Source organism: Treponema sp. R8-4-B8 (genome assembly GCF_054786175.1).
This window is the reverse complement of sequence record NZ_BDHE01000487.1, coordinates 192,269-213,891: the sequence shown is the minus strand read 5'-3', so window position 1 is coordinate 213,891 and position 21,623 is coordinate 192,269. Positions and strand designations below refer to the sequence as shown.

The following is a 21,623-nucleotide window of genomic DNA, read 5'->3' as shown; positions in this document are numbered from 1 at the left end:
ATTACACCTTAAAAGAAACCAAAATTCCCGGCAAAAGCTATATCAATAATAACTTCGGTTCTTGATATTTCTATTGTAGAATCTTTACGACGAATTATCAAATAATATGTTTTATCTTTTGGATATTCCTGATTTTTTAAATTAAAGGTAAGCTTAAACAACCTGTCGCTTGATTCAACACCAGTCTTGTTTGCCGTAATTGTTTGAATATCCGATAATAATTGCGTTTTATTATTGGCGTTATCAGTTTCAACAACAAAAATCTCATAAGTTTCCGGTTTAACTTCGCTTGAAACCGCTTCTGTTTGTAAAAATTCCAAAGTTGTTATAAGATTGTTGATTCTCGGCTTTATTGCCCTGCTTAGCCTTATTTCCGCGGCTCTTGTTTCAACAGCGTATTTTTCAATATCAATATCAATAACAGGTATTATAAGTTCCTGAGGGGAAGATCCGCCATGCACATAGTTTTGTCCGCCGGAGCATTTGAAGACATTAACGCTTTCTGGAAAAAGTATATAATTATTATTGTCATTCCTCAATAAATCCCCGATCTTAATTTCGCATATACCGTCCGTTTGATTTTGCCTGCCGGATATAATAAAACGCCTGTTGGTTAATTGGCCAATCTTTGAAACATCCCCTATTTTATCGCTTTCTGTTAATTTTTCCCGTTTATAAATAAACCCGTGATCCGAAACAACAACAAAATGATAAACATTTGCGTTTTTCCCCAGGTATTTTATCTTTTCATAGAGTTCATTTATCGTATCCCTACAGGCGCTGAACACATCTTTTTCCGTAGGCAAATTTTCACCTCGGCTGTCAATTTGATTATGGTACACGTAGAGAGTGTCGGTATTTTTTAACAAAGAACGCATATCATCTCTTTTCATTTGAAAAAAGTCATTGTATTGAATACATTCGGAATTTTTATTAACACTTTGTAGAATAATACGGCGTTTTGCCAAATCGTCAGTCTGTTTGCCGTCACAAAGGACTTTTCCGTCAAGGGCAATATCAAGCTTATCATTCGGCAGAAGGGCGGCCATACCCAGCGATGTAACGGAAGGCAATTCGCCTAACATATACTTCATGTTTACCGTACAATTTTGATCGTTTTTAAAAATTTCTAATAATTCAGCCGCAACTTCATAACGCAAGGCATCGCTGATTACTACGACGGTTTTTTTATTTAACGGTTTAACAAAAGTCGAATAAAATCTCCTCATTCTGCAGGTGTCCGTGTTTTTAACGCCTGTTATGTAAGTTTTATTCCATGCGGAAATATATTTTGCAAGGAAAGAATTAGTATAGTAATTTTCAATATTATTTTGGAGTTCTTCATATTTGGTATTATCTTCAAGTTTATCATAATTTTCGATAAAATGCCGGTAGTATAAATCTATTTTATAGTAATACTTTGTATAATCAACGACAAATGCTTCTAAAGTGCCGGAGTAATCGTCTGTTTTTTTAGCGCTTAACAGCAGAGCGGCGTTTTTTAACATTTGATAATCATGTTCAAGAGGTGTACCGGCGTTTTTTTGCAGTCGTTCATCACATATAATATCAAGAGATTTATTGTTTGGCAAAGTACCAAGATCATTATTAATCAGGCGTTTTATGACCCAATCGGTGATATATTTGTCTACTTCTTTAAAAACCGAACAATTAACAATTGATTCAACGGAAAGAGCCTGAAGAATGTCATTTATTTTTATTTTTCCGGCAGTATAATCCGCGTATTCTTGATATTTTTGTTTGTTGTTTTTTAGATTTTCCAGAATCTGAGTAACATTTCCGGTTTTTTGGGCTATAAAAGGTTTATATTTTTCTGGTAAATCCTCATACAGGTCTCTCTTAAAATATGTCAGATATACTGTTATCAGCAATTTTTCAAGGGTTGGGGAGGGTTCCTGCCATCCTAAATTATTCCGGCAGTACTCCCAAAAAACATCCGTAAGGTTATTCTCCGAGAATATTCGCAAATATTTATTGTCAGAAATATCATTGTTTGTAATGATATGAACAATGAGATTTTGAATTGAAGGCTCTGTAACATCGCATAAACAGCATAACATTCCAAGTGTAATGCTGTTATCATCATAACTGTCAATTCCAAGAGCTTGAAAACTGCTTTGATTGGCGGTGTTTCTAAAGAAAAAACCGTATTTTTCAAGCAGAGGCATGAAGTTTTTATCAATTAATAATTCTTCAGCGAACAATGCCAGACTATCAGCCTTAAATTCCCTGGAATACAGAAAAACATCCAGAAGATGATCTTTATTTGGATCAGGTTTTGGCAGAGGGGAATAAATTAAATAGTTTGTGCCTAGATTTTCATATTCAATTTTATATTTTATTTCAAACTGATTGCTTCCATCGGCGAATAAAATTTCCACGTTTTGCAATTCCAACTTGCTTATTTGATCCGCCCATTCATTTTTTTCATCATACCAGAATACTATTCTTCGGCCTTCTTCGGCAAATTCTATATTGAGTTTTGATTGTATTTTTTGAAAAGTAATATTTGACATTATCCTATTTTACCCAAAATTTCATGTTTTATTCCACCCTGAGCGGTTTGTATTTTTTCATAGTTATGCTTAACTCCGTCATCCAAATCAATCTCAGTTTTGCAAAGAGCCAAATGTGCTATTTTTTCATCATAAGCTTTTATTTCCCGTAATTGCCTTTGGAGTTTTTCCAATTTTTTTTGGCTCTTTGCTCTTTCAGATGCGGAAGAAGTTGTTTTTATTATGCGCTGCATACGGGCTATTTCGTTCTCGTAGGTGTTTTGTGTTTTATGAAGATGGTCAATACGCAAATTTCCGATTGTATCGGCGTGATAGCGGTGCATATAGATAAGCGCTTTAAAACTATTCTCTTTACCGCTGTCGAAAAGCCAGTAGATAGGGCGTTTCTGGTAAATTTTCACATGGTCTTTATAAAAATCATTCAAGAAATAGCCTCGGATAGTATCACGGGAATTTCCACCTCGGCTATTAAGGGCATTAGCAATAAAGTTTAAATTTTCTTCCAGTGTTTCCTCTCCGTAGACAGTTCTGATAAAACCGATAAAAAGATTGGTAATATCATCATTAAAATAATCTTCATCGGTTATAGGAATGATATTGCTTTTATTCGGGATAAATGTTTTATATTTGCTGTTGTCCCAATCCCCGCCTGCATAAGCCAGGCCTTCTACATCAAGAGAATAGCGGCCAAACATGCAGCCCACGGCATAAGAAATGAGGCTGCGGATTTCCCTGCCAAGGTCAGCCCTGCGAACGGTTACGTCTTTGTCTTCTACTTCGGGTGTCAGTTCGTCTTGCAAGCCGTAAATTTCTATGAAGATGCGGTTGAGCTCTTCTTCGTTGGATTTGAGAGTTTGAAACCGTTCTTCGCAGGCTTTTTGCCATTGGTTGTATGATTCAGAAACTTTGTAAGAAGGAATATCATTCGAAGAATTTTCACGCAGAGGCGTCGAACCCTTGGTTCGCAAGGCGCGGAGGTCGGCGTTTGGAATTAGGGGGTGGCGCTTAAAATCCCAGGATGTTTCAAAGGAGTCCCAGTCGGTGCGGGAGAGGGAGATACATTGAACTACTTTTTCGGTTATAACAGAGTGGTATTGTTCATTAATTGAAATTGGAATGCCATTTATTAATCCTGCTCCATTATTTATTGTTGGATTCATTATCATAATAAGAGAATTAACTATTTTAGTATTTAACCATCCTGCTAAATAATAGTGATTAATACTATCATATGCAAATAGTCCATTTGCACCAGAATCAAAAATAAATCCTTCCTCGTAGCATCTACAGCTAAATTTTGCCATTGTAACCCCAGTCCATGTAATACCAGGCTTGAAATAATATTTTTCGTTACTAATTTTCCAACCTAAATTATCACCTAATTGTGGATAAACATGGCGGGTATTTTCTTTTATTTCAAATCCGTCATTTTCCCAATTTACAACAAAGTCATTGTTTCCATACCATCTTCTAAATTCTCCACCTTTGTTATATGGAATCCATTTTTTGTGAAAATTTATTGAACTTATTTCAAACCAATATCTAAGAAACCTTTCATTATCTCCTGTTCTCATTCCAATTCCAGCAAAACCAAAATCTTTAATTTTCTTATTACTAAATAACCGCAATATCGTTTCGCTTACCCAATACGCTACCGGACTACTTGGTATTTTAGCTAAATTGTCAGCAGAGACTGCTACATTGCGTTTTCCAACAGGAGGAAAAATTCGCGGTACATTATTATTAAGTAGAGACAACTCAATATGATTATAACGCCCTTTATATCCTTCTATATATTGCCCATGAAGGTTAGTAACAGCTGTGCCAAAAGCAATACCCATTACCATATTTTCCATGTGCATTAGATTAATAATAGTTTTATTTGTTAAAATATTTTTACGCATAGTTTCATAACTTGAGAGAAACATCCAACCTTGCATAGTAACCATGCAGTTATATCCATTTTGTTTTATTAAAGAAAAACCACGTTCAATAAACACAGCAAATAAATCGCTTTTACTATTTTCATATTCACGCTTAACAAAATTGGATAAATGGCTATTCATGTCCCCGGAACCCATATACGGCGGATTCGTCACCACCACATGATATTTGTCGTGTAAAATCTCCGCAATATTAATCAATTCATTCAATTTTGCCTGAATATCATCAACAACAATCGTTTCTATAGGCATAAGATCAGGTTGTTGTTCGGCTTCAGGAAAAAGTTCAGTCGAAGCCGGCAGAAAGCCCTTTTTATCAACCTTCTCAATAAATGTATGCATCAGCTTAAAATTGAGATTGGGTATTTTTAATATGGAACCGTACTCTTTCCCGTTATCAAAAATCGCAACAAGAGTTTTTATATCAGAAAAAGCAAGACTCCTCTCTTTATCATCCATTCCTTCGCCAAAATATTGCAGGTATTTGGCGTCTATTCCGTTGCTTTCCTGAATAGCGTACAAATGGGGTTTGATAGATTCAGTTAAAATCGTTCGGTTGTATTGACGGGCTTTCATCAATACCGCGAAATAGGCAAGCTGCCATGCGCGGTCATCTATGTCCAGTCCGTAGAGATTTTTTTCCAATATTAGTTTAGCGGCATCACGGGGATTATAGCCTTGGCTTTCATAAATCTGCATCAGTAACGTAAACAGATAAACTAGAATGTGTCCGCTTCCCATGCAGGGGTCTATAACTTTTATGTCCCCAGGTTTTATCGTCTTGTATTCCTGCCGTATTTCCTCAAGTTGTTTTTTTACATCTTCTTCCTGTTCCGCTTCATCAAGGTAGTATTTCCAGTTTTTCTTTAATTCTTCGTTGGGATGCCCTTCTATCCAGAGGCGGCCCAAACTGTTCTCTACCATATAGCGGACTATCCAGTCGGGAGTAAAAAGCTGGGTCTTGGCGGGAATATCCTTTTTTGTTACCTTTTTACCGGTCTTAACATAGGCGTCTACTTCGGCTTTTGGTTCGGTGTTGTAATACTGATACAGCCAGCCGATAATTTCCACCGCTTCCTTAAAATCATCTTCAGGTATATCTGTAATAAGTTTGCGGACTACCCCCGCCGGATCGGTATAATTTAAGTTGATGAGCAGTTCGGTATAGTCGTTGATCTTTTCAAAAAGTTCGGGAAGAACTGCGTTTAGTTCGTTGCACTGTTTTATAAAGAGAAAAATAAAAAGCTCGGCGGCATTGTTTTCTTCTTTCCATTTGGTAATTTTAGATATTTCGGCATCAGAAAATTTAAAACCGCTGTCAAAAGGTTTTGACACAAGCTCCGGCTCTTTTTTTTCGCCGCCTGAGCTTAAAACACGGAGGTTTGAGGGGAGATATTGGTTGACCTCCATAAAACGGATGGCTATGAGCCTGTTAAACCATGTATAGGCGGTTTCTTCCACTAATGAATCGAAGGCTGTTTTATAGTCCGACAGTTTTTCTCTTTTTCTCAGAGCGGCAATCAGTTTTTCCCTCTGTTTTATAGCTTCGCCGGCTATTGCATAAGGCTCGTTATCGTTGCCAATATCAAAAAATAGCAGGTCTTTTAAGGAATTCGGCAAAGGCTCGTCTATGTCTTTTTCAGTAATGCCGATAAGGCGGGCTTTATAGCGGACATCTTCAATAAGCTTATTACGCGCCCAAATTGCGAAAGTTTTAATGGCGGTTTTGTTCATGGTTTTCGCCCCTGATTGGCTAAAATTGGATAATTTTTTTCTTCGTTTTCATATTTAACCAATCGTAACTCCTTATCCTGTAACGAATTAGCAAAAATAAGCCTGCTAAAAGATTGGCTATTATTGGCTAAAATATCCATCTTTTTTGGGGTTAGCCAATACCCAATTTGCTATACGTTTGTTGGGGGTATCAGTTGTTATTCTCCCTTCCTTTTTTAGTACCCACAACAGATTTTTTATTTTTGACTCTTTTTGCCTGTTATTCAGTATATCCGGCAATTTCTCCCAAAGTAACCTTTTAATCTGTGCTTTGGTAGCTTTTTTATATTGCGTAAGATATTCTAAAATCCATTTCCTATAAGTTTCGTCATCAAAGCCTTTATTGCGTATATACTCAGATTCGGTTTCTATTATTGCCGCTATATTTGCAGTCAGGTAAATATTAGGAGCTCGCCCCTCAATAACCTTTAAATCTCTAAGATGCTTAATGGCGTCTTTTTCAAGGGATAACCTCTTTTGTACCCTATCCACAAGGAATACTGTATCAAGGTCAAGATCCGGGTTTTTAAACAGGATTTTTGCATATTTCATATCCAAAACTTTGCCATATACAGTAACTGATACTTTACCATTAACAGAAGTATCATAATCCGGCATAGGAAAATATTTTTTCTTTTGAATGTTAAAAATCCTTCTAATGCCCATAGATGCCGTATCAATAAGATTAAACTTGACCATAGTATCGGCCAATAAAGGATTTCGATAATATGGCGCGGTATATCCGGGTTTTAACACTTCTCTTACATCTCCGGGAAGAAAACTGCCGGGATTCGAGACAATAATATGATCTTCAAATTCGTCAATATAAATACGCATTCCCGTAGTATAATCCTGATGTGCCATACAGTTATTTATTAATTCCCGTAAAATCCGTTCATCGTACTGTTGTGTTTCTTCCGGGAAAAGCGTGCCTTGATCCGGCATATATCGGTACACAAGGTTCCGTATTTTTTTGTAAACTTTGTCTACAACTTGGATAAAAGGAATTGTAAATTCCTGATAGTCTAAAGTATCTCCCTTAGAGTCATATAACCGCCACATGATACGAGGAGCAGTATCCAACAGGTAATCAAATTCATTTTTACCCAGCATAACCATTGCGGCATTGGTGAGTTTTTTGTTAATAATGAGTTTTAATTTGGTAAGAAATTCCTCATCACTCAGGGATTTAAGTTCTTCATTTAAGTGGGCTTTGTTGGTTTTTTTTCTATAATTATTACGTGCCAATATTATTGCTTTCTTATCCAGCATCTCCAATGAAGATTTTTCAATAATCTGTTTTGACCAATCTTTCCGTGTCTGCCCTCTTATTTCATCTATTTTGCCCATTGTTAATGCGACAAGTGATTCTCCGTTTCGTCCAAAATAATGGTTATTCCATCCTGTAGGTGTTCCTGGAGCGGCTGCGGGAATTTTAAACATTATTACACGTGTTTTATTGTTATTAATGACCGGGTAAATTTCAAAGATATCAATAAAGGTAATACGTCCTGTAGTATTTTGACTAATTTCCTGTTTTAATTTTTCCAGACCGTTTTTATCCCGATATGTAGAACCAATAATTTGTTTATCTTTGTTTCTAACGCCAAAAATAAGCCATCCATAACGAAGATTTTTTAAGCTTGCTTCATTGCTTATTGCAGAGAAATATTGTCCAATTTCACTTTTTTTATAATCATTGTTTGCTTCCTTAAATTCAACTACCTCATTCTCCCAATTTTGAATGAGGCTTTTAAGCGTTTCCAGAAGTTCTTTTTCCAGCAGGCTATCCATCTACTAAAACTCCACACTTATAATATCATCATCTTTCATTTCCGTTAAGATTCTATGCTTCAACTGAGCAAGATACATATCAATATCATCTTCTGTTTCTATTTGCCATGAAGGAGCGCTTACAACCGATCTTATTGAGATGTAATTGGTATGCCGTGTTTTGGACGGGGTTACTTTCGATGCAGTTCCAGCGGGAGTAGCCGCAGCTAGTTCCTCTTCTTTTCTGTCAATTTCGTTTAATAAATCAGTTTTTATTCTGTCAATCTCACCTCTCATGTTATCCAAAAGATACGGCTCAGAACACTTCTTTAATTTTTGTTCCATGCTGTCAAAACGGTTGACCATAGAAACATAAAATTCGTCTTTGAATGATTTTCCTTCCAATTTGGAAAAAATTTTCTTTTTAATATCATCAAAAGACTCAAGGAGCGGTTGTTTGGTTTTTTGGCATTGATCAAGCAAAGCTTTATTATATTTTTCAATCAATTCCGGTAGTTTATAAATTTCTTTATACGGGTTTGCCATCTTTATTATTTCGTTAATATTTGTTGCAAGTTCGGGAATTTCATTAATAAAAATTGCATATTCATTTTTTTCAAATGATTGTACCGACATAACTGCTTTTGCGAATATTTCGTGTTGAGGTCCTGAGAAAAAGGTTTTGAGATTTTCATAATCATCACAGAAATTTAAAATATTATCTTTCTTCTGAATTAAATCACCAAAAAAAATAAACGGCGATGAAATGGAAATCAGACTGTTGAGTATTGTTATTCCGGCATCAACAACAGCCTTCCCTGGATACTCCGGACATTCACGATAATTATATAAAAGTTTTTCAAGGTATCCTAATAAATCCCGGCCTTGCCGCTTAAAATTCTGAAATAACATATCTTCATCATCATTAGGAGCCGAATCGTTAAAAAGGGCTTTCATAATTTCGCGAGTATTTTTAAGTTGGGTGTCATTGGCTTTCCGGCGAATTGCTGTTGTAAGCGAGTCCACATGTTGTTTTTTGGTAAAATAATTTACCAATTCACTTTCAGATTTATCAAGAACTGTAATTTGAGCGTTATTTATAAAAACATCAATATCACCGTCTTTAAAAAGTTTTGCGCACAGCCATTCAACATCGTCTTCAACAAAACCATACGGTTCTTTCATAAAATGAGCCTGTAAGCTCTGCATTGATGTCCTTTGGTGTTTTTGCGAATTTGACTCAATAAAATCGCGCATTTCCTCAAGAGCATGCTTGTTCGGAATACTGCCACCCGGAACAAGCGCTGGAGCGCCTACGGCAAAAAGCGCGCGTGTATTTTCAATGCCTAAAGGGGTGTCAATATAATACAATTTGTGGTATACCGAGTTTACAACAGTATCAAGGGCGGCGTTTATTCTTGTTTTTATGTCTTTTCCATTGGAATTTTCCTCGTTTCCGTTTACGAAAATACGAGCTTCCCTGAGAGCGTCTTCAAGAAAGGACCGTACCGCTATTTTTCTGTTATCGTTCTCGTTTTGAAACTCCAACTCAATTTCACTTGCTTTTTGCAATGTACGGTATGCTCTGGAGCGGAGGTATTTTTCAATACACAAATGTCTGCGAAGTTCCACCAAAAAATCATTTTTCTGCGGTAGAACCACAAGGACACCGGACAATTGGCTTGATCTCATAATAAGGTCGGCTGTATCCGCCTGCTGATCCGGTGTTGTTATTATCTGTAAAGTTATGGGATGATTTTGCCTGGGATTATGCTGAACATCGTCGATTCTTTGGTTGTATGAATAACTGTATCTGCCGTTGAATTTGGGAAGCTTATATTTGTTATCTATAATAATATCATCAAATATTATAACCGCCAAAGATTGAATAACTTCTGCGGTACTGACATTTTGACGATCTATTTCGCGGTTTACTTCCTGTTCTTCGTTGGTAAGAAAAATATATATATCACCGTTTTTTGAAACAAGCGTTTCTTCCTGTAATGTTTTTAAGGCGCTTTGTATACTGTTGAATAATGTGAGCCTGTCTTCATCAATGGAAGAACACATCAGACTGGTAATATTCTCAAGAGTCGCAGTGATTTCTTTAACGTATTTTATGAGAAACAAGGTTTTTAGAACGTTAACCGCAAGGCAGTCTTCTTCTTTGCCGGGATTAATCCTTTCGTTACGCAGTGCCGATTGAATTACACTCCTGTGCCCAGAATCCAAAAATTGATCCAGAGCGTCATAAAACAAGTTAAACGGTATAAGAGGGCCAATGTTTTTATTAGCAAGACGATTCGCTGATTCTTTAAAAAGGGCTATCATTGAACGCTCGCCCTGAGCCAGATGTTTCCCGGAAGCGCCATGTTCGCGTATAGCCGTAAGAACATTTCCCAACAGATCAAATTGATAAGGCACAAAAGGATAATCTGCCGTAAAATTTTTTGCGTTTTCATAAAGTTTTTTCTGAGCGGTATTGGTAAACACAATAAGATTTTTTATAGTAGTCGCTTTATTGTCATAAAGGAGCGAAAGTGTCTGAGCGGCAGGAGAAGTTTTTTCGAGAATGCGTTTTCGTATTACTTCGCCAACATCGGCGGAAGATAATGATAGCCGGGTATCAAAACGTCCCTGAATCTTGGAAAAATCGTTGCTCCTTGCCGCCATGTTTTTGGTTATTGAATCAATGTCTTCCTGACTGGTTACAATGACCCATGCCCTTCCCTGGCAAATGGTGCCAAGGTCTTCGACAATGGTTTGAAGATTCAGCATAAGGCGGGAATCCTGACCGATAAATTGTCCCATTTCATCTACCATAAAGATAATACGCCTGTTTTTTCCTTTGCGGTCAAGGTATTTTTTTACAAGGTTCGCAAAATCTTCATTGCTTATTGAATAAGGCGTAGATATTTTTTCGCACCAATTACGGGCGGCCTCCTCGCTCATAAGTCCTATTTCTACAATTACCGCAATAATTTTGTCCTGGATAAAACCGGCATTATATCTGGCTTCGTCCCATGAATTGCATTCTTTTACCATGAATAATTTTTTAAAATCTTCAAGCTTGTTCAGTTCTTCAAGCCTGCGTTCAAGATCAGCAATGTAAGGATCAGAACCGCAAAATCCCTGCATTTCATTGAAAACTTTAAAAAAAACAGAGACAATCGAATCGCGTTCTTCTCCCGACCTGTTGGAAATCTTTGAATCAATATTGAACAGAATTACATCCGTGTTTTCAGCTTCACTTGCGGCGCGAGTCATATTCGCGATTAAGAAACTGTCGTCTATTTTTCCGCCTTCTTTAAAATAATCAATAGATTTTTTACCGCCTAATTCTTTGTTTTCCAGCAAATATGAAAGTATTTTAAGGAAATGGGATTTACCGCTCCCAAAAAAACCTGAAATCCACACGCCAATTTTGTCTGTACTGCCGGAAATACCCTCAATATATCTGTCAAAAAAAACCTTAAAATGCTTCTTCAATTCATTGGTAATAATATATTCTTCCAATTCCTGCTGAATGTATCTCTCATCTGTTTGACCAACCTTTATAACTCCCTGTATGTTACGATCTATAGGTTTTATAAATAGCTCTTTTACTGTCATTTCTAACCTCTCTTATTAATTTAAGGGGAAAGCCCTATAATAATTTTTACTGTCTATAATGTTGAATAACGAAAGCTGCTGCCCGTTATAATCACCCGGATAAAACATTATAACAGGGACAGTATCCACAACCGCATGAAAATTGTTTAGCACGTCATGAGAAAAAATAACAGGGAAACATTTACCCACGCCGGTTATAAACACAACTGAATCAGATGTTATTTTTTCTTTTATATATTTATTAATTGGACCGTTTTTTTGTTCACTGTCAATTTGAAGAGACTTGTTAATTTCTTTTACTAAAGTTGTAAACCCTTTTTCTTTTTCCATTTTAAAACATTTTTCAAGAAACCCCTTGTTTTTTAACACATCAATCAAGATTTCATAAAGATCAAATACGATAATAGTAAAATCAAAGTTACCTTTTTTTATTTTTTCTTGTAACGACATAACACTTTTTCGGACGATCAATTCCGCCTCTGGATTATAATGAAATATATAATATCCAATTTCATTTCCAAGTCCTTTATTCTGCCTAAATTGCGGTTTTTTAATCGTATCTTCAAGCATGTCCAGGTCTTTTTGTATTTTTCCATTGATATTTACATTCATAGTTTTTCTCCGGTTAACGCATAGTAGAAAACTTCCATTTTTGCTTTTTGCAAAGTATCAACTAATTGTCTGTTTATGAGAGGTTTCTCTACAACCCATTCATTTTTTCTTAAGTTCTTAATAAGACCCGATTTAAGCAGAACATTTCTGTAGGCCCGCCCTAGTCTGTTAAAGGTTGTATCAGTCCACGCGGAAATTCTTTCGTCTTGAATCTGTTTATTCCTAAAAAACAGGATAAAATCACCGATAGTTATTGTTTTATCGCCCATCATAAGTTTTTCCCGGTATACTTCGAATATAAAGTCATAAAAAAGGCTTTCAAGAGCCATGACCGCTATTACAGCTATAAGTTTTTGGGTTGAAATATCAGTTTTTCCGCATAATTCAATGAAATCTTTTGGAATAGCATTGATTCTTGCCGCTATAACATTAAAAATAATTTTCCGACGGTTCACAGTTTTAACGGTTAATAGGTTCTCCGCCTTGTTGAGCCTTTTTATTTCATCCATATTCTTGCCTTCGTTCAATAACCTGACTATAATTTTAAACTCAGTAAACCAAAACAGGTGTTTTGTCATAGCTGAACTGTAAGGTTTACGAATCATAATAATGAGTATTATATATGATTTTATATATAAATTAAAGGGAACTTTTTTGATTAGCTTGAAAAACCTTAAAAAAGAGATATTATTAATATTATGGAGGATAAATTTATGAAAAAGCTCTTAATTGTTATTATCGTTATACTGGGAATAAATCAACATATTTTCAGTCAAGATGCGGATGTAGAAAAAAGTACGAAAAAAAATACGGAAAAAAAATGGACTATTCAAACAAGCCCATTTTTAATGTTTAGCGATATTTTTATCGGCGATATAAATGACATGTTGTTTATTGTGGATCTGGAAGGGCAATGCAGATTAAGCAAATATTCTAATATATCAATAACATTGTCATTCCTTTATAACGACCGTACCGTTCATGATTACGATTGGGATCCTGTTTTAAATCAAGATTATTATTATGACTACCAAGAAACTTATTTTCAAATAGGTTTTAAACCAATGTATGTATACCGGCCTTTTGGAACAGGCATAAAAGGTTTTTATATCGGTTTTTATCCTAATTTAGGCTTTCGATATGAAATCACTGGCGACAATAAGCTTTATACGGAAGTGGGATTTGGATTGAATCTGGGATATAAATGGGTTTTTGACAGCGGATTTACCATGCAAATCGGAGGCGGAATAGGCAAAACATTCAGTTTCCCGCAAAAAACAGATCAGGATGCTTATATTAACTCTGATGGAAGAATAACCATATTACGCAGTGACATATCTCTGGATTTTAAATTAGGTTATTCTTTTTAACGCGGAGGAGTAATGAAAAAACAAAAATATTTATCCTGCTTTTTTCTTTTTATCATTATAACGATTTGTACAGGCGGTTTATTTTTATCCTGCAAAGGGAAAAAAAGCCTTCCCGATCCGGAATATATTGCGGCGGTTTCAAACGGGATACTTAATAAAAACACCCCTGTAGTTGTTGAATTTAAATTCGCTCAGGACACGTCCGTACCTTTAGCGTCTAACGCGTTTGTCATTAACCCTAAGGTTAAGGGTACTGTTTCATGGCAGGATGAGTATACTCTTATTTTTACTCCTTCCGAAAACTATAAACCCGGACAACGGTACTATGCGTCTGTGAACATTGCGGGGATTCCCTCTTTTAACTTTGATTTTACAGCGGCACTTCCTGTTTTTCGGGTAGAGATTGAACCTGTACAGTTAGGTGACGATAATAATGTTGTTGTCGCGGGAATTGTATATGCCGATGAAGACGCTGAAATTTCCAAAATAGAGCAAACTGTCAGTTCAAAAGAGTTAGGTAAACTTTCATGGTCGCACATTGATAACGTTCACCGTTTTGTTTTTGAGCCGGTTAAACGCGGTGAAACTTCCAGAACTGTTGAGGTTACATGGAAAGGAAAACCCTTGGGAACTAACATAGACGGATTTACCGCCGTATTGGTTCCAGGACTGGATATTTTCCAAATGCTTGATCTTCAATATAGAAATAACGTAATCGAAGTTTCTTTTACCAATTATCTAAAAGCAAATCAGGATTTAAGGGGGTTTATTTCTATTTCCGATAATACTGACATCCGTTATACGCTTGAAGGAAATATTGTAAAAATTTACGGAAATAATTCAGGGGGTATTCCAGCAGGAGCGGAACTTGTAATTCAGGATTTGGAAGATGTGAACGGCAAACGTTTAAGTACTCCAGTCCGTTATACGGTTCCTGACACGTGGGAATTGCCTGAGATACGTTTTGCAGGAAACGGCGTTATTCTGCCGACAAGCCAGGGAGCGCAGCTTGTAATCGAAACCAGAAATGTTACGGGCATTTTGGTGGAAGCGTTTCAAATTTACAATCAAAATATGTTTTATTTCTTGCAGACAAACAACCTTGCGGACGGATATGAGCTTGATCGCGTAGGAGAGCCGGTGTGGACAAAAGCTTTTGATTTCCAGTGGGCCGCCTCCGATCAAAACCGCTGGATACGCCGGGGGCTTGACATGGCGGAACTCAGCAAGAAATTTCCCGGCGGGATGTTCCATGTAAGGATCACTTTCAGGCAAAGACATGTTAAATATGTTTGTAATAAAAACCATAAAGATTTTTCCGGGTATGAATTTCCGGATGACTCTTTTTACCCGCGTTATACGACAAGCGGCGAAACGTATTGGAGTTATTATAATTCCAAGAATTACGATTGGGAAGAATGGTATGAGAACTATATGGATCCATGCCATCCCGCTTTTTATATTAACTATGGAGGCGATCACAATATAACGCAGAGCAGGAATGTGCTTGTTTCTGATTTAGGGCTTCTCGCAAAAAGGTCGCTTGACGGTTCATGGCTTATCGCTACGACAAATCTTATTACCGCCCGCGCCGCGCCAAACACTGAATACAAGATTTACAACTACCAGGGACGGGTTATTAATCAGGGCAAGACAAACTCAAACGGCGTCGCGGCGATTCCCGCGTCTTCGGATACGGCAAGCGGTTCGCGCCTTATTGTGTACGCCGAAAGTAATTTAGGCAGGGCATATCTTAGAGTGAACGATTCTACCGCTCTTGCGGTAAGCCATTTTGACGTTTCGGGAGGCACTCCTTCTTCCGGTCTGCGCGGGCTTATCTACGGAGAGCGCGATGTGTGGCGTCCCGGTGACGATATTTATCTTACATTCCTTCTTGCCGATCCGTTGAATACGCTTCCTCAAAATCATCCTGTTATTTTTGAGTTGGAAGATCCAAGAGGCCGCCCTGTTATTAACCGCGCTTATACTTCTTCCGTAGACGGTTTTTATTCCCTTGCCGCCGTTACCGCGCAAGACGCTCCAACAGGAGACTGGACCGCGAGGGTGCGGGTTGGCGGAAATACATTTAACAAAAACATTAAAATAGAAACTATTATGCCAAACAGATTAAAAATCGATCTTGATTTTGGCGCGAATGAATTTATTAAAAGCGGCACTAACAGAATCCCTTTGGAATCCCAATGGCTTTACGGCGCGCCTGCTTCCGGTTTAAAAGCTGACATATCCGCCGTTTACGCGGACAAGGAAACAAAATTTAAAGGTTATGAAAATTATTCTTTCCGCGATCCTTCAAGAGGGATTTCGACTGAACGCCAGGAAATCTGGAGCGGGACTCTTGACGATCAAGGGAAAGCCATAGTAACGATGGACTTTAATCCTGGCCCCGCCGTTCCCGGCAGAGTAACCGCGCGGTTTCTGACGCGGATTTTTGAACCGTCGGGAGTGTTTTCATCGGAACAGATCAGCAAGGAGTATTCGCCTTACAGCCGTTATGTCGGAATAAGGCTGCCAAAGGGAGACGCAAATGACATGCTGCTTACCGATACGGATCACAAGGCGGAGATAGTGATTCTGGACGAAGACGGAAAATTGCTCCAGGGAAGGATCGATATTGACTGCGCTGTTTATAAATTAGATTGGCGCTGGTGGTGGGAAAAAGGCGGCGATGAATCCGCTGAATTTGCTTCGACGCTTTCAAGAAACGCGATTGCGCGTCAAACTGTTTCCACCTCAAACGGGAAAGCTGTTTTTACTTTCAATATTAAGTATCCCGACTGGGGGCGCTATATTGTCATAGCCAGAGACGATAAAGGCGGACACGCGGCGGCTCAAATGGCGTACATTGATTGGCCGGGCTGGGCGGGACGCGCCCGTGATGAAGGCCAGGGGTCTCTGTCAATGCTTACGCTAACCGCCGGAAAACAGCAGTATAACACAGGTGAAAAAGTACAGATAACATTCCCGTCCAATAAAGAAGCCGCAGCTTTTGTCGTGCTGGAAAAAGGCGGAAACATTTTAAAAAATGAATGGATTACCTGCCAGGACGGAACAACCAAATATGAATTTAACGCTGAGCAGTCGATGGTTCCGAATATCTATGTTCACATAACGCTTGTCCAACCGCATTTGCAAACGCAAAACGATCTTCCAATACGCCTTTACGGCATTGTTCCCGTAACGGTGGAAGACGCGAGGGTTGTAATTAATCCGCAGATTAAAACTCAGGATAACTGGCAGGCCGAATCTAAAGTTTCATTTACAGTCAGCGAAGCGAATGGCAGACCGATGGCGTATACCGTCGCGGTTGTGGACGAAGGGCTCCTCGGCCTTACCCGTTTTAATTTGCCAAATCCAAAAAATACTTTTTACGCTAGAGACGCGTCGTTTATAAATTCATGGGATCTTTTTCAAGAAGTTATAGGCGCTTATTCAGGCAAACTGGAAACCTTGCTTGCAATTGGCGGCGGCGACGGCATTGAAGTTGATTCGCAAAAAGAGACGCAGCGGTTTAAGCCTGTGGTGCGTTTCTTTGGACCCTTTGAAATTAGCAAAGGCGGACAAAAGACCGAAACTTTTGATTTGCCGCCATATATTGGCGCGGTGCGAATAATGGTTCTCGCCGCTTCTTCCACAAGCGAACCTCAAACTGGAAGAGCGTTACGCGGTTACGGAACAGCGCAAACAACGGTAAAAGTTACTTCCGATCTCATGGTTTTCGCGTCTTTACCGCGCGTACTTTCACCCGGCGATGAATTTGAAGTTCCTGTCTATGTAAACTCTCAAAAAAGCGGAAGAAGGAGCGTTAAAGTAAATCTCTCTGCGCCAGGCGCGGCAATTCAAGGCGCTTCAACGCAGGACGTATCATTTGACAAAAGTGAAGAAAAATTAATCCGCTTTAAAGTAAAATCTCCCGATAACCCCGGAAGTTTAAAGTTCACCGTAACGGCTGAATCATCGGGTTTAAAAACAGCCCAGCAGGTTGTAGATATCGAAGTGCGTTCCACGGCTATTCCCGTAACAAAAACTTTACAAAGCCTGCTCTCTGCCGGTGAGACATGGAAGGGAAACCTTGACTATCCGGGAAGGGAAGGGACAAATACCCTTGTCGCGAGTTTCTCAAGGCTGCCGCCTCTAAATCTTGAGTCGCGGCTGGATTATTTAATCAAGTATCCTCACGGCTGCGCTGAGCAAACTACAAGTGGCGCGTTCCCTCAATTATATTTAGATAAAATTCTTTTACTTGACGACAAGCAAAAAGCGGACATCAGAACGAACATAAGCGGCGGAATAGAACGAGTTTTAGGAATGCAGTTAATGTCGGGAGGTTTTTCATACTGGCCGGGGGAATCAGTTGTAAATGACTGGTGTTCTTCCTATATCGGACATTTCCTCCTTGAAGCGCGTCGATCCGGTTATGAGGTGCGTACTACAGCGCTAAAAAGCTGGGTTAGTTATCAAAAGAACGCCGCGGCGCAGTGGCAGGTTAGCAGTGAAAAATTTACCGAGCAGGCGTACAGGCTCTACACTTTGGCATTGGCGGGAGAAGCCGATCTTGGCTCAATGAACCGTCTGCGAAGCCATAAACTGCCGTTTCAGGCAAGCTGGCGTCTTGCCGCGGCATATTGGCTTGCAGGACAGCGTGATACTGCGCGTAACATGATAAAAGGACTGGCTTTACCGGAAAGAGATTATCGCGAACTTTCCGCGACGTTTGGCTCGACCCTCAGGGATAAGGCGATGATCCTTGAAACTCTCATTTTGTTGAATTCTCAAGAAGAGATGGGAAAAACCAAACAGCTCTTTGAAGAAATAACTAAAGAGCTTTCCCAAGACAAATGGCTTTCCACTCAGGAGACGGCTTACGCCCTTATCGCCATAGTTCCGTATATGTCAAATAACGCCGGAAGCGGCGCGTTATCGCTGGATTATTCAGTCGCAGGGAAAACGGGAAATATTTCTTTTAACACTCCTGTCGCGGAACGCTCTTTTGGAAACGTAACCGGAACAGGCGCCGCTTTATCGGTGACTAACCGCTCGTCCTCTCCCGTGTATGTAAGTTATACGGCTAAAGGGCTTCCCGCTGAAGGAAAAGAACCCGCTCTCTCCGAAGGCCTCTCCCTTACCGTTGAATACCGCGACGCCAACAACAGGGTAATTACTCCTGAAAGTTTAAAGTTAGGTGAAGATATGGAAATCTCCGTGCGCGCGCGTAATACTTTTTCCCAGTCAGTGGAAGAAGCCGCTCTTATTATTCCAATTTCCGCGTCATGGGAAATCGTCAACACGCGCATAGGCGGCGGCGAATCTTCGTCAAATTTCCGTTATCAGGACATAAGGGACGACAGGGTGATGACATACTTTAATCTTAACAGGGGCGAAGAACGCGCGATAAGTTTCAGGGTAAACAAAGCTTATGAAGGCTCTTTCTTCAGGCCGGCAATACACGTTTACGCGATGTATGATGAGTCAATAAGGGCGTTAATTCCCGGCGTAAGGTAACGTAAGCGGCGCGTTTGTGAGAGTATTAAAGTATGTTACAAAAAAGCGCCTGATTATCGTAGCGGGAGCGGTTGTTCTCCTGCTTGCGTTTATTTTTTCTTTGCCACGCCCTCTTTTTGACGTTCCCTATTCGCCCGTGCTTTTTGACAGCGAAGGAAACTTGCTTGGAGCGCGGGTCGCATCGGACGGCCAATGGCGTTTTCCCGGCACGGAAAAAGTAAACGAAAAATTCACTCTTGCGTTAATCGAAACTGAAGATCGCAGATTCCATAGACACTTTGGCGTTGATCCTTTGGCAATCGCGCGCGCTGCGTATCAGAACATTCGCGCTAAAAGGGTAATATCTGGCGGTTCTACAATCACCATGCAAACGATACGCCTTGCAAGAGGGGCGCGTAAAAGGACTTTATTTGAAAAGTTTATAGAAGCGTATCTGGCTGTCAGGCTTGAGGCGGGAAATTCAAAAAACAAAATTCTTGCCCTCTATTCAGCTAACGCTCCCTTTGGGGCGAATGTAGTGGGTTTGGAAGCCGCCGCGTGGCGTTGGTTTGGCAGAAGTTCAAACGATCTTTCATGGGCGGAAGCGGCTGTTCTGGCGACGCTTCCAAACAGCCCCGCTCTTATTCACCCGGGACGCAACCGCGAAGCCTTAAAAGCAAAAAGAGATTCGCTCTTAAATAAACTTTTTAAAAAAGGCTGTTTTGATGAAGAAACTCTCGCCCTCAGCGCAGCGGAACCGCTACCCGGAGAGCCGCTCCCCCTGCCGCGCCTTGCCCCTCATCTGCTTGACAGGCTTGTTTTAGAAGCAAAAAAAAACTCTACATTAAAAAAATCCGCCGCCTTTGCCACTTCGATAAATCGCGGCATACAATTGCGTGTAACGGAAATCCTAAACCGCGCGTCAGACCGTTATGCGCTGAATGGAATTTTTAACGGCGCCTGCGTTGTGCTTAACACGCAAACAGGCGAAATAGCGGCTTATGTGGGCAATACGAATACGCTCCATGCCCCCGATGTAGATATTGCGTCTTCACGGCGCAGTTCGGGAAGTTTGTTAAAACCTTTTCTATATGCCGCCATGCTTGATTCGGGGGACATACTCCCATCGTCTTTGGTAAGTGACATCCCTACTAGGATTGGAAGTTTCAGCCCCGAAAACATGAGCCGTAATTATTTGGGAGTGGTTCCCGCAGATGAGGCTTTGGCGCGTTCCTTAAATGTTCCCGCCGCACGTTCCCTGCGAATTTTCGGCGTTGAAAGATTCGCCCAATTTCTTCGTTCATTGGGGCTTACAACCCTCTTTCGCCCCGGCAATGAGTACGGTCTTCCTTTAATTCTTGGCGGCGCGGAAGTCACTCTTTATGAAATAACAAAACTTTACGCTAACCTTGGAAAGACAGCCGCCTCTTACTCCACAACTGAGTCATTAATTTCTTGCGGGGCGGCATGGCTCACTTTAGAAGCTTTGGTAAACGCGGCGCGTCCGGGAGAGGAGGCTATTTGGCGCGAATACGCCGGGGCGAGGCACATTGCATGGAAAACGGGGACAAGCTACGGTTTTCGTGACGCGTGGGCTATTGGCGTAACGCCCGAATGGACGGTAGGCGTTTGGATAGGGAACGCGTCAGGCGAGGGAAGGCCGGAGTTGCGAAGCGCCGTAACCTCAGCGCCGGTACTCTTTGAAATTTTTTCAGTTCTTAATTCCCTCGGCGGAAATCGTAATGTGTGGTTTAACAAACCTACAACCGAACTGCGGCAGGTTGAAGTATGCGCGTCTTCAGGTTTTCCGGCTTCCGTTAATTGCGCTAACATAAAATATGTTGACATACCCAAAAACGCCCCTGCCGCCAAGCCATGCCGTTTTTGTCAAACGATAATTTTAGACGAGACTCTTACCCATCGTATCGTTCTTAAACCCGGCGTTTTTACCGCGGCGGTTGAAAAAAAGTGGTTCGTTCTTCCTCCCGCTGAGGAATGGTATTTCCGCCGCTGGAATCTTGATTATAAACCCCTGCCGCCATATTTAAATTCAAAAGATTTATCAAACAGCGGCGAGGGAGTGCTTGCCCTTTTTAATCCCGAACCTGACAGTCAAGTATATGTTCCACGGGAATTGGACAACAGGGAGGGCAAAATAGTCTTTTCCGCCGCCCACCGCAATGAAACAGAAATAATTTATTGGCATCTTGACGGTACATTCCTCGGTTACACGCAAACTTTTCACGAAATGGAAGCCCGCCCTTTGCCCGGCCCGCGCATGCTAACCCTTGTCGATTCAAGCGGCAATATGATAGTTAGGCGTTTTACGGTGTTGGACAGCAAGTGATAAGTGACGATGAATTTTACCACTAACCACATTCACCTGACCACTCTAGAATGGTCAGGCAAGCCAATACAAAGAATCTCTCGCAAAGACGCGAAGGCGCAAAGAACGCAGAGTTGTTGTTCGTAGGATCACCGTTTTTCCTTCAAGATTTGTAGTT

The 21,623-nt window shown here is 40.0% G+C and carries 9 protein-coding genes; 3 read left to right on the top strand and 6 right to left on the bottom strand.

Features of this window, described 5'->3' with window-relative positions; genetic code table 11:
- Positions 1 to 8 precede the first annotated feature (8 nt).
- The 6 genes from pglZ to ACYVRA_RS14125 all read right to left on the bottom strand — a co-directional run bounded on the left by pglZ (position 9) and on the right by ACYVRA_RS14125 (position 12,855).
- Complete coding sequence (gene pglZ, locus ACYVRA_RS14150) at positions 9 to 2,537, bottom strand: BREX-1 system phosphatase PglZ type A (protein ID WP_461253370.1); 2,529 nt, start codon at positions 2,535 to 2,537, stop codon at positions 9 to 11.
- On the bottom strand, positions 2,537 to 6,214 hold the full coding sequence (pglX, locus tag ACYVRA_RS14145; protein WP_461253369.1) for a BREX-1 system adenine-specific DNA-methyltransferase PglX: 3,678 nt from the start codon (positions 6,212 to 6,214) through the stop codon (positions 2,537 to 2,539). Before pglX ends, pglZ begins: the two co-directional genes overlap by 1 nt.
- Positions 6,215 to 6,334: 120 nt before the next feature.
- The gene (locus tag ACYVRA_RS14140) at positions 6,335 to 8,047 is read right to left on the bottom strand and encodes an ATP-binding protein (RefSeq protein WP_461253368.1); all 1,713 of its coding nucleotides are present in this window, start codon (positions 8,045 to 8,047) and stop codon (positions 6,335 to 6,337) included.
- A gap of 3 nt (positions 8,048 to 8,050) precedes the next feature.
- Entirely contained in the window at positions 8,051 to 11,638 is a 3,588-nt protein-coding gene (gene brxC / locus ACYVRA_RS14135; RefSeq protein ID WP_461253367.1) for a BREX system P-loop protein BrxC, read from the bottom strand.
- A gap of 15 nt (positions 11,639 to 11,653) precedes the next feature.
- Entirely contained in the window at positions 11,654 to 12,250 is a 597-nt protein-coding gene (locus tag ACYVRA_RS14130; protein ID WP_461253366.1) for a DUF1788 domain-containing protein, read from the bottom strand.
- Complete coding sequence (locus ACYVRA_RS14125; protein ID WP_461253365.1) at positions 12,247 to 12,855, bottom strand: DUF1819 family protein; 609 nt, start codon at positions 12,853 to 12,855, stop codon at positions 12,247 to 12,249. Before ACYVRA_RS14125 ends, ACYVRA_RS14130 begins: the two co-directional genes overlap by 4 nt.
- 108 nt (positions 12,856 to 12,963) lie before the next feature.
- On the opposite strand from ACYVRA_RS14125, the gene ACYVRA_RS14120 reads away from it, so the two are divergent.
- The 3 genes from ACYVRA_RS14120 to pbpC are packed head-to-tail and all read left to right on the top strand — an operon-like array spanning position 12,964 to position 21,466.
- Positions 12,964 to 13,620: a hypothetical protein gene (locus ACYVRA_RS14120; RefSeq protein WP_461253364.1), complete on the top strand. Its 657-nt coding sequence runs from the start codon at positions 12,964 to 12,966 to the stop codon at positions 13,618 to 13,620.
- Between the two features lie 12 nt (positions 13,621 to 13,632).
- Positions 13,633 to 19,140: an alpha-2-macroglobulin family protein gene (locus tag ACYVRA_RS14115; protein WP_461253363.1), complete on the top strand. Its 5,508-nt coding sequence runs from the start codon at positions 13,633 to 13,635 to the stop codon at positions 19,138 to 19,140.
- A 16-nt stretch (positions 19,141 to 19,156) separates the two neighbouring features.
- Positions 19,157 to 21,466, top strand: a complete 2,310-nt coding sequence (gene pbpC / locus ACYVRA_RS14110; RefSeq protein WP_461253362.1) for a penicillin-binding protein 1C — start codon at positions 19,157 to 19,159, stop codon at positions 21,464 to 21,466.
- The last annotated feature ends 157 nt before the right edge of the window (positions 21,467 to 21,623 follow it).

What these genes read in the sequence shown, in the direction of transcription:
- pglZ (WP_461253370.1), bottom strand. Translation starts at nt 2,537, where the DNA reads ATGTCAAATATTACTTTTCAAAAAATACAATCAAAACTCAATATAGAA.
- pglX (WP_461253369.1), bottom strand. Translation starts at nt 6,214, where the DNA reads ATGAACAAAACCGCCATTAAAACTTTCGCAATTTGGGCGCGTAATAAG.
- ACYVRA_RS14140 (WP_461253368.1), bottom strand. Translation starts at nt 8,047, where the DNA reads ATGGATAGCCTGCTGGAAAAAGAACTTCTGGAAACGCTTAAAAGCCTC.
- brxC (WP_461253367.1), bottom strand. Translation starts at nt 11,638, where the DNA reads ATGACAGTAAAAGAGCTATTTATAAAACCTATAGATCGTAACATACAG.
- ACYVRA_RS14130 (WP_461253366.1), bottom strand. Translation starts at nt 12,250, where the DNA reads ATGAATGTAAATATCAATGGAAAAATACAAAAAGACCTGGACATGCTT.
- ACYVRA_RS14125 (WP_461253365.1), bottom strand. Translation starts at nt 12,855, where the DNA reads ATGATTCGTAAACCTTACAGTTCAGCTATGACAAAACACCTGTTTTGG.
- ACYVRA_RS14120 (WP_461253364.1), top strand. Translation starts at nt 12,964, where the DNA reads ATGAAAAAGCTCTTAATTGTTATTATCGTTATACTGGGAATAAATCAA.
- ACYVRA_RS14115 (WP_461253363.1), top strand. Translation starts at nt 13,633, where the DNA reads ATGAAAAAACAAAAATATTTATCCTGCTTTTTTCTTTTTATCATTATA.